Raw genomic sequence first — 13566 nt, 5'->3', positions numbered from 1 at the left:
CTTGGCGCGTTCAACCCGGCCGTTTGGCGATGAAATCGATCTCGACCAGCGCATCGCGCGCAAGCCCGGTGACGCCAATACAGGTTCGCGCCGGCAGCGCACCGGCAGGAAAGTAGGCGCGGTAGATCTCGTTCATCGGCGCGTAATCGCGTTTGAATTCGGTCAGGAAGATGCGTGCCGCCACCACGTCTTGCAGTCCGAGGCCCAGCCCCTGCAGCACCAGCACGAGATTGTCCATCACACGCTTGGTCTGGGCGACCACGCCTTCGGGAAGCGGCGCGGCGTCGTCGGTCGGGCAGGTCGGCATCTGGCCGGTCAGGAAGACCCAGCCGTCGGCCTCGGCAGCATGCGAAAACGGGCCGACCGGCGTGGGTGCGGTGGGAATCATCCAGAAAGAGGGCGCTGAGCTCATGACAGGGTGTGCTGGGTAAGAACGGTTGTCGGGATGACAAGGTAACCGATCAAAACTCAGGATGCCGGCGCGTTGCCGGCATCCTGCCCAACACACGCCCGCTCAGACCAAACCAGTCGCGAAATAGACCGCGATCACAAAGAACACCGCCATCGTCTTGATGACCGTGACCGCGAAGATGTCGCGATACGACTGTCGATGCGTCAAGCCCGTCACCGCCAGCAGCGTGATCACCGCGCCGTTGTGCGGCAGCGTGTCCATGCCGCCGCTCGCCATGGCGACGACCCGGTGCAGCACTTCCATCGGAATATGCGCCGCTTCCGCGCCCTTGATGAAGGTGTCCGACATGGCCGCGAGCGCGATGCTCATGCCGCCCGACGCCGAACCCGTGATACCCGCCAGCGAGCTCACCGACACGGCTGCGTTGACGAGCGGATTGGGAATGCTCTTCAACGCGTTGCTGACCACCAGAAAGCCCGGCAACGCCGCGATCACACCGCCAAAACCGTATTCCGACGCCGTGTTCAACGAAGCCAGCAGCGCGCCCGCCACCGCAGCCTTGGTGCCGATCGCGAAGCGTTCGCGCACGCGGTTGAACGCCGTCACGACAACCATGATGATGCCGACGAGCAGTGCGCCTTCCACGGCCCAGATGGCGACCACGGCCTTGATCGTCGTCGTGACCGGTGCGTGAATGCCCGGCAGAATGTCCGGCGCAACCGTGTACGACGCGCCGTACCAATTCGGAATCCAGCGGGTCAGCAGGAAGTTCGCGACGCCCACCAGGACCAGCGGCGCAACCGCCAGCAACGGATGCGGCAGTTGCTTCGATTCCACGCGATCCGGCTCGTTGACGAGTTCCGTGCCGTAGCCTTCGCCGGTCGCCATCGCCGCGCGGCGGCGCCATTCCAGATACGTCAGGCCAACCACGATGATGAACAGCGAGCCGATCACGCCGAGTGCGGGCGCAGCCCACGACGTCGTCTTGAAGAAAGTGGTCGGGATGATGTTCTGGATCTGCGGCGTACCCGGCAGCGAATCCATGGTGAAGGAGAACGCGCCGAGTGCGATCGCGCCGGGCATCAGGCGCTTCGGAATATTGCTCTGGCGGTACAGCTCGGCAGCGAACGGATAGACCGCGAACACCACCACGAACAGCGAGACGCCACCGTAGGTGAGCAGCGCGCACACCGCAACGATCACCGCATTGGCGCGCGAGCGGCCGATATAGCGGATCGCGGCAGCCACGATCGACTCCGAGAAACCCGACAGTTCGATGACCTTGCCGAACACGGCGCCCAGCAGAAACACCGGGAAGTAGAGTTTTACGAAGCCGACCATCTTCTCCATGAAGATGCCGGTGAAAACCGGCGCGACGGCCGCCGGATCGGTCAGCAGAACGGCGCCGAGCGCGGCGATCGGCGCAAATAGAATGACGCTGTAGCCGCGGTAGGCGGCAAACATCAGAAACGCCAGCGCGGCGAGGACGATGACAAAGGACATTGAGTCTCCAAAGCTTGGTTGTTCTACATGGTCGCCGTCTCGAAGGTGCGGCGGTACGGCGCCCGCAAACGCAGGTTCCGTGCCATCTCAGCGGCAACGGCCAGCCGCCTGATTTCGCAGACCGAAGTTCAAAACGTGATCGCGGCGATTGTACCCAAACGTCTCTAAAACGGGACGCAAAATAGCTGAAATTGTGCCAAACCGAGGTTAAACCCTTATGTAATGGGCTTGCTGGCGATCTCGTCGATGAGATAAGCTTGTCTACGAAATGAGACAAGCACAATAAAACGATAGCCGGAGACAGCGACAGCATGATGAACGACTGGGCAGGCTTGCCTGCCACTTACGGCGACGTACTGCGCCGGGCGATGGACTCGCTCTTCCGCACATTCGAAAATTTCAGCGAAGGGACATTTATCGTCGATGCCGACGCGCGCGTGGTCTGGATCAACAAACGCTACGCGGCGCGCTTCGGTTTTTCGGACCCGGACCAGGCCATCGGCCGCGATTGCGAAGCGGTGATTCCGAACAGCCTGATGCGCGAGGTCGTCAACACCGGCAAACCGATTCTGCTCGATATTCTGGAAACGGACCGCGAACCGCTCGTCGTCACGCGTTTGCCGTTGAAGGACGATGCGGGCGCCACGGTCGGCGCCGTTGGCTTTGCGCTCTTCGACGAACTGAAGGCGTTGACGCCGCTCTTTTCCCACTACTCGCGCGTGCAGGAAGAATTGATCGCGACGCGCCGGTCGCTCGCGCAGGCGCGGCGGGCCAAATATACGTTCGGCAGTTTCGTCGGCACGAGCGCGGCCAGTCTCGAAGTGAAGCGCCAGGCGCGCCGCGCCGCGCAGCTCGAATCGCCGGTGCTGCTGCTCGGCGAAACCGGCACCGGCAAGGAGTTGCTGGCGCATGCCATCCACGGCGGCTCGGCGCGCGCGAATCAGCCGCTCGTGACGGTCAACGTCGCGGCGATTCCCGATACCTTGCTCGAAGTCGAATTCTTCGGTGCGGCGCCTGGCGCCTACACCGGAGCGGATCGCAAAGGGCGCGTCGGCAAGTTCGAACTGGCGAACGGCGGCACGCTGTTCCTCGACGAAATCGGCGATATGCCGCTGCCCTTGCAGGGCAAGCTGCTGCGCGTGTTGCAGGACAAGGAGTTCGAACCGCTCGGCTCGAACCGGATCGTGCGCGCCGACGTCCGGATCATCGCGGCGACCTCGGCCGATTTGCCTGCGCTGGTCGCGGCCGGGCGATTTCGCGCTGATCTGTTCTACCGGCTGAACGTGCTGACGATCCATGCGCCGCCGTTGCGCGAGCGGACCTCGGATATCGAGGCGCTGGCTTACGCCATGCTTGAAGATCTGTCGACCCAGGCGCGCGGCGCCAGTCACTTCGAATTGCAGGACGACGCGCTGAGGTTGCTGTGCTCGTACGGCTGGCCGGGCAATGTGCGCGAGTTGCGCAACACGCTGGAGCGTGCGGTGATGCTGTCCGACAATGAGCGGATAGATGCGCGGGCGCTGGCGTCGTTTATCGGCTCGGCGCACGGCGGCGGCGCGTACCGTCCGAATGCGCCCTTGCCGGAGATGCCTTCGACGGCGCATGCGGCGAACACGCAGGCTAATGCGCCGCAACCCGCCTCATGGAGCGAGGCGATGGCGGCCTTCGAGAAGCGCTTCCTGGGCGACGCTTTGCGCGCCAACGGCGGCCGCGTGATCGAGACTGCAAACCAGATCGGCATGGGTCGCGCGACGCTCTATAAGAAGATCGCGGCGTACGGCATCGACGTGTGACGACGTTCCGCGACAGCGATTGACGCAGCGTAATTGACGCGTGGCACAATCCCGTGATCGAAAAACAAGACGTGATCGGGGTTTCAAATGAAATGCAATCTCTCCTTCTACGCGCGCCGCGCCTGCGCCACGCTGGCGGTTGGCGCCATGGTCGCGATGAGCGGTTGCAGCAGCAGCGCGCCGCTGTTTTTGCCGGACGGCCGCGCGACCACGCTGGTGCAGTGCCCTGCCGGTTCCGACTCCTGCTCGCAGCAGGCCAGCGCAAGTTGCGGCGGCGCGTTTGATGTCGTGCGTCAATCCACTGAGAACGGCACGCTCAACCTGATCTACGCCTGCCGGGGGAAATAAGGGTTCGCCGGCGCAAGGCCGGCTCGACCAGCGCCTCAAGCTTTCTTCCTCAGTCGCGCTAAAAGCCGTATGGCAAAGGGCCTGCATCTAATGCGGGTTCTATCCGCGGCTATGATGCGCAATGGATATTAATACCGCGCTTCATATATTTTCCTTGTCGCCGGACGCAATTAAAAACATGCGAATTCGCGTCGAATAGCCGGGTCGGTGCGGCACCTAACGGAACGCGAAGTTGAGCGGCGGTATTGTCTTTTCAGTGGCTCAAGATTCAAGCAGCAGGCAGCTTTTGCCGGTTTCGCCGTCTATGCGGAAAGTGCCAGGAAGGATTTTCCGTTTAGACCGAAAACCGAAAATAGTGCGGCACGCTTTGTGCTTCGCGTTACGCATTGAAAATAGTTCAACGAGTAATCCGGGGAAAGCAATGAATCATCACCAACTCGAAAAAGATATTGAACATCTTGAACACGTAATCTCGCATATCTCCGCGGCAGACCACATCCCGCTGTCCTATTGGCGAAACCGCATCGATTCCGTATCCGGCGCGGCGCTGGTGCCGGCTCAGGCGAACCGCGTCAAACGGCTCAACGCCGCCCTTTCGGCTCTCGAGCAACGCCTGAAAGCCTGAACGCCCGGTGCAGGGGATGGCTGTGACGTACCCTTCTGGTAACGTTTTTTGCAAAAATGGGGAAACGTAACGGCCACGTAGGCGGCACGGCGCAGCGCGACGTCTCGACAGGATGGCAAGCCACGTCATTTGTTGCGCACGCGCCGGCGCCGCTTTACGCTCACGGGGCCGCGCGGACTGATGGCGCGCGTCAGGTGAACAGGCCGCCAATCTCTCCACGATCAGGACAAACATGCAACGAGCAGGACTTTCCGCGTCTCGGCTGACGGCACTGACCAACGCCATGCAAGGCTATGTGGAACGCGGTGAAGTGGCGGGCGTGGTGTCGATGGTCTGGCGGCGCGGCGAGATTGGCTATTTCGAGCCGCTCGGCTGGCGCGACGACGCGGCGCGGTTGCCGATGGAGCGCGATACCCTGTTCCGCATTGCGTCCATGACCAAGCCGGTCACCAGCGCCGCGATCCTGATGCTGATCGAAGAAGACCGGCTCGCCCTCGACACGCCGATCTCACTCTGGTTGCCGGAATTGTCCGCGCCGCGTGTGCTGCGCGATCCAGCCGGCCCGCTCGACGAAACCGACCCCGCCAGAGCGTCGCTCACCGTGCTGGATCTGCTGACGCACCGCGCCGGCTTCGCCTACCACTTCACTGCGACCGGGCCCCTTGCCGAGGCTTACGCCGCCGCTTTCAACGGATTCGAAGCGCGCGTGAACGGCAACGCGTGGCTTGCCCGCATCGCAAGTTTGCCGCTCATGTTCCAGCCCGGGTCACGCTGGCACTACGGCGTTGCCACCGATGTGCTCGGCGTGCTGATCGAACGCGTGAGCGGCATGCCGCTCGGCGAGTTTTTCCGGACGCGGATCTTCGAGCAGCTCGGCATGCGAGATACCGCTTTCTGGGTGCCCGACGCGCAACTCGGCCGGCTGGCCACGGCTTATGGCGTCGAACAGGGCTCAGGGCAGCGGATCGTCGAGGACCATCCGTCGTCGAGCCGATGGGCGGATCCGGACCGCTTCCAGAGCGGCGGCGGCCTGGTTTCCACAGCGCATGACTATCTGCAATTCGCGCAACTGCTGCTCGGCCGCGGACGGGTCGGCACGACGCGTTTGCTGTCGCACCGCTCGGTCGATCTGATGCGCTCCAATTTTCTGACGCGCGACCAGCGCCGTGTGTCGGCCTTCGGTCATGCGCTGTGGGCAGGCCAGGGGTTCGGCCTCGGCTTGTCCATCGTCGACGATCCGGCGCAGCAGTTGCCGCTTGGCTATCGTTCGATGGGCTCGTTCGGCTGGCCGGGTGCGTATGGCACAAGCTGGTTCGCCGATCCGGTGGAAGATCTGATCGGTCTGATGCTGATCCAAAGGCGCTCCGTCGAACCGTTCTCAATGACAGTGGATTTCGAACGCCGCGTGTACGATGCAATTGACGATTGAGCGAGCCGGCCGCGTCCGGGCCGGCGTCTTTTAAGCGCGTTACCCGCTCGCGGCGTCGGGCTTCTCTATCCGGCAATTTATTCGTCTGATAGTGTCCGCACTTCAGTTCTCGTCTAATGATCGGAGCACCCGTCATGGCCTCGTACAAGCAGTTGACCGCCCAGCTCGAAAAACTCCACAAGGAAGTCGCGGCGGCGCGCGAGAAGGAAATCGCGCAGGCGATCGCCGAGATCAAGCAGAAAGTAGCCGAATACGACCTGACGGCGGAAGAACTGGGTTTCACCAGCAAAGGCACCACGGTTCGCAAGACGCCTTCGGTCGCCAAGTATCGCAACCCGAAAACCGGCGAGACCTGGAGCGGCCGCGGTCGCTCGCCAGCGTGGCTCGTGGGCAAGAATCGCGAGCGCTTTCTCATCGAAGGTTGAAGTGCGTTGGCGCATGACGTCTCCACCCGTCATGTGCCGGATTATTTAAAGTGATGTCGCGCGCGGAGTTTCTCGCACCTTTCGCACGCGGCGAGGCAAGTCCCGAAAACACTCACCTTTCGCGTGAACCTGGCGCATGAACCGTAGGCGCGGATGCGCGGCTCGCGACGCACCGGTTGTTTCGGTCAGCCTGGTTTTATCGAATCACGCACCTTGCGACAAGCTTGCCACCGCAGGCCGCGGTGACTGATCCATTTCCCCCGAAACCCGCGCCAGCCCTTGCTGGTAGGGGTTCCCAGGCTGTACGAAGAATCGCTGCAGCCATCGCTTGAGCCTCCTTTAGTCGCGTCTGGTGCGTAGAACGCTGTGCGGAGTCTCGCGGCGCAGGTGCGCGACTGTTCGTCGGCACGCTCACCTTTCGCAGCGATTCCACAGTGCTGCCGTGATAGTCCCGAAAACCCTCACCTTTGCGCGTCTCGATTCCCGCGGGCCACCGCGCTCGGGGCTAACCCGGAGTTGAGTTCCTCTCATACCCCGCATCAAAACTCATCGATACATGGTCGCGGATGCCGAACCTCACAATCGGCCATCCACTCAACCTCGACGGAAAGACCATGAGCGCATCGACGGAAAAACAACTCTTTATCGGCGAAGGATTCGAAGGCCCCGGCGTCAATCTCGCGCACATCAACGTACTGGTTGGCCCGCGCAACGGCCCGGCTGGCCAGGCATTCGCCACCGCATTGGCGACGCCTTCGGCGGGTCATGCGCCGTTCGTCGTGATCGCGCGTCCGGGCGTGCCGACCAAGCCGCTCACGCTCTATGTGAACAAGGCGCAGATCGGCGGCGACTTCCACGGCAACGCGACGTGGGGCGCTTCGCAAGCCGGTATCGCGAAGGCGGTGGCCGAGTCGCTGGAGAACGGCACGCTACCGCCTGAAGCGGAGAACGAGTGGGTGGTGGTGTCGGCGAACTGGGTTAACCCGTCGACCGACGATCTCGACGCTGTCTTCGAGAACAACTACCGCGCGTGCAAGAACGCGATCCTCGCGGCGATGAAGGGGCTGCCGCATCGCGATGAAGTGTTCGCCGCCGCGCGCGACGTATCGAACCCGTTCTACACACCGAAGCAACGTTAATGGCAGGCAGCGCGGTTCGGGCGCGCGCCCTGCAACGCGCAACTAACCGTCCGCGCCGCCGGCTTTCAGGAAGGAAGGAGACACGCACTATGGAATACATTCGCCTCGGCCAATCCGGTCTGAAGGTTTCGCGTCTGTGCCTCGGCACGATGAACATGGGCACGCCGCAATGGAAGCCGTGGATTTTCGACGAAGCGCAAAGCGAGCCCATCGTTCGTCATGCGCTCGAAGCCGGCGTCAACTTTATCGACCTCGCTGATTTCTATTCGACCGGCGTCGGCGAAGAAGTGGTGGGCCGCATACTGAAGCGTCTCACGCGCCGCGAGGAAATGGTCGTGGCCACCAAGGTCGGCTATGACATGGGCGCGTATCAGAACGCCGGCGGTCATTCGCGCAAGCACATCATGGACGGCATCGACGGCTCGCTGACGCGTCTCGGCATGGATTACGTCGATATCTACATGCTGCATTTCTTCGACGTGAATACGCCGGTCGAAGAAACCATGGGCGCGCTCAACGATATTGTGCGCGCCGGCAAGGCGCGCTATATCGGCGTGTCGACCATGTACACGTGGCAGTTCGCCAAAATCATGCAAGTCTGCGAACGCAACGGGTGGCACAAGCCGATCAATATGCAGTTGCAGTTGAACCTGGCATACCGTGAGGAAGAACGCGAAATGATTCCGTATTGCCAGGATCAAGGCGTCGGCGTGTCCGTGTTCAGTCCGCTGGCGCGTGGCCTGCTGACGTGCGATCCGAATTCGACCCGCAATCAGACCGACTTCTTCACTGCACAAATGTATGGCGATGTGGCTTCGCGTGAAATTGCCGCGTCGGTGGCGCGCGTGGCCGCGCGGCGTGGCGTTTCCGCCGCGCAGATCGCGCAAGCATGGGTGCTGAATCACGGCGGTGTCGCAAGCATGCTGGTCGGTGCGGATACGCCGGCGCAGTTCGACAGCGCGCTCGCCGCGCTCGGCACGACGCTTTCGGCGGATGAACTGTTCGAGCTCGAACGCAACTACACGCCGTGCGATCTGATCAACGACTACACCGCCGGGAAACGCATCGCGCGCGAACCGCGCCTTGCGCAAGGCATGTTCGTCGAAACGCTGGAGAAGGCCGCATGAACGAATTTCTCCGCACCGGACATTACATTGGCGGCGAATGGTACGAAGGCGCCGACACGTATGCTGTTTTGAATCCCGCGACCGGCGAGGTCGTCGCGCGAGTGGCCAAAGGCGGCGCGGCGGAAGCGGCGCAGGCCATTGCGGCGGCCGAACGCGCGTTTCCCGCATGGCGTGCGCTGACCGCGAAAGAGCGCAGCGCCCGTGTCAAACGCTGGGGCGAGTTGATGCTGGAGAATCGCGACGCGCTCGCCGAACTGCTGACGCTTGAGCAAGGCAAACCGCTTGCCGAAGCGCGCGGCGAAGTCGGTTACGCGGCGAGCTTCTTCGAATGGTTCGCGGAAGAAGCGAAGCGGGCCTACGGCGACGTGATTCCGAGCCCTAATCCGAACGCGAAAATTATCGTGACGAAGGAACCGGTCGGCGTGGTCGCGGCAATCACACCGTGGAATTTCCCGCTCGCCATGATCACGCGCAAGGCCGGTCCCGCGCTCGTGGCCGGTTGTACGATGGTGCTCAAGCCATCGGAAGAAACGCCGTTGTCCGCGTTCGCTTTGGCGGTGCTAGCGGGGAAAGCGGGCATTCCGCCCGGCGTGTTCAATATCGTCTCCGGCGACGCCGTGGCGATCGGCGGCGCGCTCACGGAATCCGACGCGGTGCGCAAACTGTCGTTCACCGGTTCGACGCGTGTCGGCAAGCTGCTGGCGAAGCAGTCTGCGGACACACTGAAGAAGTTGTCGCTCGAACTCGGCGGCAACGCGCCGTTCATCGTCTTCGACGACGCGGATCTCGATGCCGCCGTGCAAGGCGCGATGGCTTCGAAATTCCGCAACACCGGGCAGACGTGCGTGTGCGTCAACCGCTTCTACGTGCAGGACGGCATCTACGATGCGTTTACATCCGCGTTGACGCAAGCAGTGCGTAAGATGCGCGTCGGCAACGCGTTGCAAGGCGAGGTCGAACAAGGTCCGTTGATCAACCAGGCTGCGTTGAAGAAGGTCGAAACGCACGTGGCCGACGCGTTGAAAAAAGGCGCGAAGGTCCTGACCGGCGGCAAGCCGCACACGCTCGGCGGCACTTTTTACGAGCCGACTGTTCTGGTCGACGCCAACAGCTCGATGCTGATCGCCGGCGAAGAAACCTTCGGACCGGTTGCCGCGTGTTTCCGCTTCAAGAGCGAAGCGGAAGCGATTGAAGCGGCCAACGACACACCGTTCGGCTTGTCGGCGTATTTCTACACGCGCGATCTGGCGCGCGCGTGGCGCGTCGGCGAAGCGCTGGAAAGCGGCATGGTCGGCATCAACGAAGGGATTGTGTCCACGGAAGTCGCGCCGTTCGGCGGCGTCAAGCAGTCGGGACTCGGCCGCGAAGGCTCGAAGTACGGGCTCGATGAATACACCGAACTGAAGTACATGATGATGGGCGGCCTCGGACGCTGATCTTCACACCGCGCGTCCGCCGTACGTCATGCCCATGCATGACGCACAGGCGGACGACGCAATCGGTGCGCGGCGGCATGCCGACCGCGCCCGGCGATCCATACTAACGAAGGAGACAGCGTGAGCAATCAGGATATGCAGGCGGCCACTCTCGGCCTCGCCCCCACTTTGCCGGCGGCAGCGGCATCCGCGCACGGCCCCATTCCTCTCGACGACGTTCCGCTGAACGCCTTCCACGTCAAGATCGCCGGGCTGACGTTCGGCGCGCACTTCACAGAAGGTTTCGCGCTCGGCACGATCGGCTATGCGCTTGCGTCGCTGAATCGGCAGATGCCGCTCGATGCCTTCTGGATGGGCATGATCGGCAGTTCCGCGTTGATGGGCATTTTTATCGGCAGTCTGGTTTTCGGCTGGCTGTCGGATCGCATGGGACGCCAGAAGATTTTCCTGCTGAGCTTCATCATCATCACAGCGGCTGCGTTCGCGCAGTTCTATGTGCGTTCACCGCTCGAGTTGTGTTTGCTGCGGGTGTTGATTGGCTTCGGCATGGGCGGCGACTTTGCGGTGGGGCATGCGATCCTCGCGGAGTTCTCGCCGCGCAAACATCGCGGCACGTTGCTTGGCTCGTTCAGCGTGGTGTGGACCATCGGGTATGTGGTGGCGAATGTGCTCGGCATGCATTACGCCGATGCCTCGCCAGATGCATGGCGCTGGCTGCTGGCGTCGGCGGGTGTGCCGGCGTTGATCGTTCTCGTGCTGCGCATGGGCACGCCGGAGTCGCCGCGCTGGCTGCATGGAAAAGGACGCACGGCGGAGGCGAAATCGATCGTGCTGAAGCACTTCGGTGCGAATGTCACTCTGGACGGCGGACACGACGAGCACGCGCAAACGGCGGGCGGTTTCATGCGTCTATTCAAGGCTGATCTGATTCGCCGCACGATTTTCAACTGCGCGTTCTTCGTGTGTCTCGTCATTCCGTACTTCGCTGTTTATACGTTTCTGCCGACCATTCTGAAAGCGATTCACTTGAACAACGACTCGAGCGCGGATTTTCTGTTGAACGGATTTCTCGTGCTTGGCGCGTTGATCGGCATCTGGCTCACGATCAAACTTCCGCGGCGCACGTTCCTGATCAGCTCGTTCGCGGTGACTTGCGTATCGCTGATCGCGTTGAGTGTGCTGCCGGAGTCGGCGACGCTCGGCATGATCGTCGCATTCGGGATTTTCACGCTCACCATGTCGGCGTTCTCGAATCTCGTCGGCGTGTTTCCGCCGGAGTGCTTTCCGACCGAAGTGCGCGCGTGCGGCGTTGGGTTGGCAATTGCGTGCAGCCGTCTCGGTTCGGCAGTCGGCACGTTTTTGCTGCCGCTCGGCATTGTGCATCTCGGTTTCCACATCACGATGATGGTGCTCGCGGCGGTGTTGCTGATCGGTATGGTGGTGTCGATTGCTTGGGCGCCGGAAACGAAGCATTTGACGCTGAACGAGGCTAGCGGCGCTTAGCCGCGCCAGAACGCCTCAAAGAACCCGCCGTATCGGCAACGATGCGGCGGGTTTTCGTTTTTGGTGCGAATGATGGGCCCAATCTCATTCCGCCGTTCCGCGCAATTTCTCAGAAATCCACTCTCTTACATATCAGGAGGGCGGATTTGTCGCAAGTATCTCGTGTTGTTTAAGACTATTCTTGTCAGACTAGAAATAGTCCTAACTATTTGGTTGGGCAGCGATCCTGATATTGCACGCCGCCCGAGCTGTAGACCAATAGTCCTAAGCACAGCTGTCGATCTACGGGCGCACAACATTGGACCGACGTGGGAGACATGCCAGTCTTACTCACTGGCGATTTGCCGTTGATTCAGATCAATTTTTAACTCATTGGAGTAGAACATATGAAGTCAATTCTCACCGCACTGGCTATTGCGACCGGCAGCCTGTTGGGGCTCACGTCAATCGGTGCCCTGGCGGCGGACGGCACGCTGACGTTTACCGGACAGGTGACGGACACGACATGCTCGATCAACGGCAACGCACCGGGCACGGCGGCTGACCTCGCGATCTCGCTGGCGCCCGTGGCCGCAGGATCGCTCGCCACGTTAGGCGCGGTAGCCGGTACGACAAACGCTGGCGATATAACGTTTAATCTGACCGGCTGCTCGGGTGCAGCCACTAAGGCAATCGTTGGTTTCGAGAACGGCGCGACTGTGGATCAGGCGACGGGCTATCTGACAAACCAGGCTGCTATTGGCGGAGCGACAAACGTCGAGGTTCGTCTGCTGAACGCGTCCATGCAACCGATCAACATTACGAATGATTCGAACAACAATACTCAGCAAAATGCTGCGACGATCACCGGCGGCGCCGCAACGCTTACGTATTTCGCGCAGTACTACGCAACGGGAGCAGCAACGCCTGGCCCGTTCAATACGTCGATTCAGTACTCGATGTTTTACGAGTAAGTGAAGAATGAGGGCGTTCGCTTCGGCGAACGCTTTTTCTGAACGTCATTTTCTTTGCAGGTCACTGTCGAAGGCGTTGTGATGAAGCTCTTGAAAAAAGCGACGATGGTCACGCTTGCCTGTGCGCTGCTGGCGGCAAGCGTACAGGCAAGCGTGACCATTGGGGGAACTCGGGTGGTGTATCCGATCGGACAGCGCGAAATTACTGTCAAGTTGGCGAACGACAGCCGTGACCCATCGCTTGTCCAGGTCTGGATGGACGACGGCGACCCGGATGTCAAACCCGGTGAGGTCGACGTGCCGTTTGTGATTACACCGCCGATTTTCCGGATGGACCCGAAGAAAGCACAGACGCTGCGTGTGATGTACAGCGGCGCGGCGCTGCCACAGGATCGCGAATCGGTCTATTGGCTCAATGTGCTGGACATTCCGCCGAAAGCCAGCAGCGCGTCGGATGTCAACACGCTGCAACTGGCCTATCGCACGCGTATCAAGGTATTCGTGCGTCCGGCCAATCTTCCGGGCAAGCCAGAAGAAGCACCGGCTCAACTGAGCTGGAAGATCGCGGCGTCGCCGGATGGAAAAAGCCAGGCGGTCAGCGTATCGAATCCGACGCCATATCACGTGTCGTTCAGCGAAGTGGAGATTGAAAGCGCGGGTCATAGCTTCGAGAACGAACGGGGCGGCATGGTTGCGCCTTACGCGTCGGTGATTTTGCCGGTCGCAAGAATGAATGCCGTCGCAGCAGACGCAACAGTTCGCTACACCGCAATCAGCGATTACGGCGGCGCCATCATCGGCAACGCGGCGCTTCGTCAATAGACGCGCAATAGCGCGCCGTTCGGGCGGCAGGCTCCGCTCTTCGCTCAAGTC

The 13566-nt window shown here is 61.5% G+C and carries 13 protein-coding genes; 11 read left to right on the top strand and 2 right to left on the bottom strand.

Annotated features, from left to right (window positions below):
• Nucleotides 1-10 precede the first annotated feature (10 nt).
• Nucleotides 11-412 carry a RidA family protein gene (locus B0G81_RS02235; protein ID WP_116122717.1) on the bottom strand — a complete coding sequence of 134 codons (402 nt, stop codon included), beginning with the start codon at nt 410-412 and terminating at the stop codon, nt 11-13.
• Between the two features lie 102 nt (nt 413-514).
• Nucleotides 515-1915, bottom strand: coding sequence for a GntP family permease (locus B0G81_RS02230; protein WP_134133211.1), 1401 nt, complete (start codon nt 1913-1915; stop codon nt 515-517).
• A 311-nt stretch (nt 1916-2226) separates the two neighbouring features.
• Here B0G81_RS02230 and B0G81_RS02225 point away from each other — a divergent pair, with 311 nt between their 5' ends.
• The 11 genes from B0G81_RS02225 to B0G81_RS02175 all read left to right on the top strand — a co-directional run bounded on the left by B0G81_RS02225 (nt 2227) and on the right by B0G81_RS02175 (nt 13515).
• Nucleotides 2227-3708 carry a sigma 54-interacting transcriptional regulator gene (locus tag B0G81_RS02225; protein ID WP_134133207.1) on the top strand — a complete coding sequence of 494 codons (1482 nt, stop codon included), beginning with the start codon at nt 2227-2229 and terminating at the stop codon, nt 3706-3708.
• Between the two features lie 87 nt (nt 3709-3795).
• Nucleotides 3796-4056: a hypothetical protein gene (locus tag B0G81_RS02220; protein ID WP_134133203.1), complete on the top strand. Its 261-nt coding sequence runs from the start codon at nt 3796-3798 to the stop codon at nt 4054-4056.
• Between the two features lie 421 nt (nt 4057-4477).
• Entirely contained in the window at nt 4478-4681 is a 204-nt protein-coding gene (locus B0G81_RS02215; protein ID WP_106281630.1) for a hypothetical protein, read from the top strand.
• A 232-nt stretch (nt 4682-4913) separates the two neighbouring features.
• Nucleotides 4914-6110 (top strand): serine hydrolase domain-containing protein, encoded by a 1197-nt coding sequence (locus tag B0G81_RS02210; RefSeq protein WP_134133199.1) that lies wholly within the window; start codon nt 4914-4916, stop codon nt 6108-6110.
• 134 nt (nt 6111-6244) lie between these two features.
• Nucleotides 6245-6535 carry an H-NS histone family protein gene (locus B0G81_RS02205; RefSeq protein WP_134133195.1) on the top strand — a complete coding sequence of 97 codons (291 nt, stop codon included), beginning with the start codon at nt 6245-6247 and terminating at the stop codon, nt 6533-6535.
• Between the two features lie 614 nt (nt 6536-7149).
• Nucleotides 7150-7674, top strand: coding sequence for a formaldehyde-activating enzyme (gene fae, locus B0G81_RS02200; protein ID WP_134133193.1), 525 nt, complete (start codon nt 7150-7152; stop codon nt 7672-7674).
• 89 nt (nt 7675-7763) lie between these two features.
• Nucleotides 7764-8801, top strand: a complete 1038-nt coding sequence (locus tag B0G81_RS02195; RefSeq protein ID WP_134133190.1) for an aldo/keto reductase — start codon at nt 7764-7766, stop codon at nt 8799-8801.
• Nucleotides 8798-10237 (top strand): NAD-dependent succinate-semialdehyde dehydrogenase, encoded by a 1440-nt coding sequence (locus tag B0G81_RS02190; RefSeq protein ID WP_134133185.1) that lies wholly within the window; start codon nt 8798-8800, stop codon nt 10235-10237. The genes B0G81_RS02195 and B0G81_RS02190 overlap by 4 nt, the downstream gene beginning before the upstream one ends.
• Nucleotides 10238-10357: 120 nt before the next feature.
• Nucleotides 10358-11740 (top strand): MFS transporter, encoded by a 1383-nt coding sequence (locus B0G81_RS02185; protein WP_134133180.1) that lies wholly within the window; start codon nt 10358-10360, stop codon nt 11738-11740.
• Between the two features lie 386 nt (nt 11741-12126).
• The gene (locus B0G81_RS02180) at nt 12127-12693 is read left to right on the top strand and encodes a fimbrial protein (protein ID WP_134133175.1); all 567 of its coding nucleotides are present in this window, start codon (nt 12127-12129) and stop codon (nt 12691-12693) included.
• Between the two features lie 81 nt (nt 12694-12774).
• Entirely contained in the window at nt 12775-13515 is a 741-nt protein-coding gene (locus B0G81_RS02175; RefSeq protein ID WP_134133171.1) for a fimbria/pilus periplasmic chaperone, read from the top strand.
• Nucleotides 13516-13566: the final 51 nt, after the last annotated feature.

The sequence above is a fragment of the Paraburkholderia sp. BL6665CI2N2 genome (assembly GCF_004366535.1).
In the GTDB taxonomy this organism is placed as follows: Bacteria; Pseudomonadota; Gammaproteobacteria; order Burkholderiales; family Burkholderiaceae; genus Paraburkholderia.
The sequence above is the reverse complement of the archived record's forward strand: the minus strand, read 5'-3'. Positions and strand labels throughout refer to the sequence as shown.

Excerpts from the sequence above, each read along its gene's own strand:
- B0G81_RS02215 (WP_106281630.1), top strand. The coding sequence starts at position 4,478 with ATGAATCATCACCAACTCGAAAAAGATATTGAACATCTTGAACACGTA.
- B0G81_RS02190 (WP_134133185.1), top strand. The coding sequence starts at position 8,798 with ATGAACGAATTTCTCCGCACCGGACATTACATTGGCGGCGAATGGTAC.
- fae (WP_134133193.1), top strand. The coding sequence starts at position 7,150 with ATGAGCGCATCGACGGAAAAACAACTCTTTATCGGCGAAGGATTCGAA.
- B0G81_RS02225 (WP_134133207.1), top strand. The coding sequence starts at position 2,227 with ATGATGAACGACTGGGCAGGCTTGCCTGCCACTTACGGCGACGTACTG.
- B0G81_RS02175 (WP_134133171.1), top strand. The coding sequence starts at position 12,775 with ATGAAGCTCTTGAAAAAAGCGACGATGGTCACGCTTGCCTGTGCGCTG.
- B0G81_RS02205 (WP_134133195.1), top strand. The coding sequence starts at position 6,245 with ATGGCCTCGTACAAGCAGTTGACCGCCCAGCTCGAAAAACTCCACAAG.
- B0G81_RS02220 (WP_134133203.1), top strand. The coding sequence starts at position 3,796 with ATGAAATGCAATCTCTCCTTCTACGCGCGCCGCGCCTGCGCCACGCTG.
- B0G81_RS02210 (WP_134133199.1), top strand. The coding sequence starts at position 4,914 with ATGCAACGAGCAGGACTTTCCGCGTCTCGGCTGACGGCACTGACCAAC.
- B0G81_RS02230 (WP_134133211.1), bottom strand. The coding sequence starts at position 1,915 with ATGTCCTTTGTCATCGTCCTCGCCGCGCTGGCGTTTCTGATGTTTGCC.
- B0G81_RS02180 (WP_134133175.1), top strand. The coding sequence starts at position 12,127 with ATGAAGTCAATTCTCACCGCACTGGCTATTGCGACCGGCAGCCTGTTG.
- B0G81_RS02195 (WP_134133190.1), top strand. The coding sequence starts at position 7,764 with ATGGAATACATTCGCCTCGGCCAATCCGGTCTGAAGGTTTCGCGTCTG.
- B0G81_RS02235 (WP_116122717.1), bottom strand. The coding sequence starts at position 412 with ATGAGCTCAGCGCCCTCTTTCTGGATGATTCCCACCGCACCCACGCCG.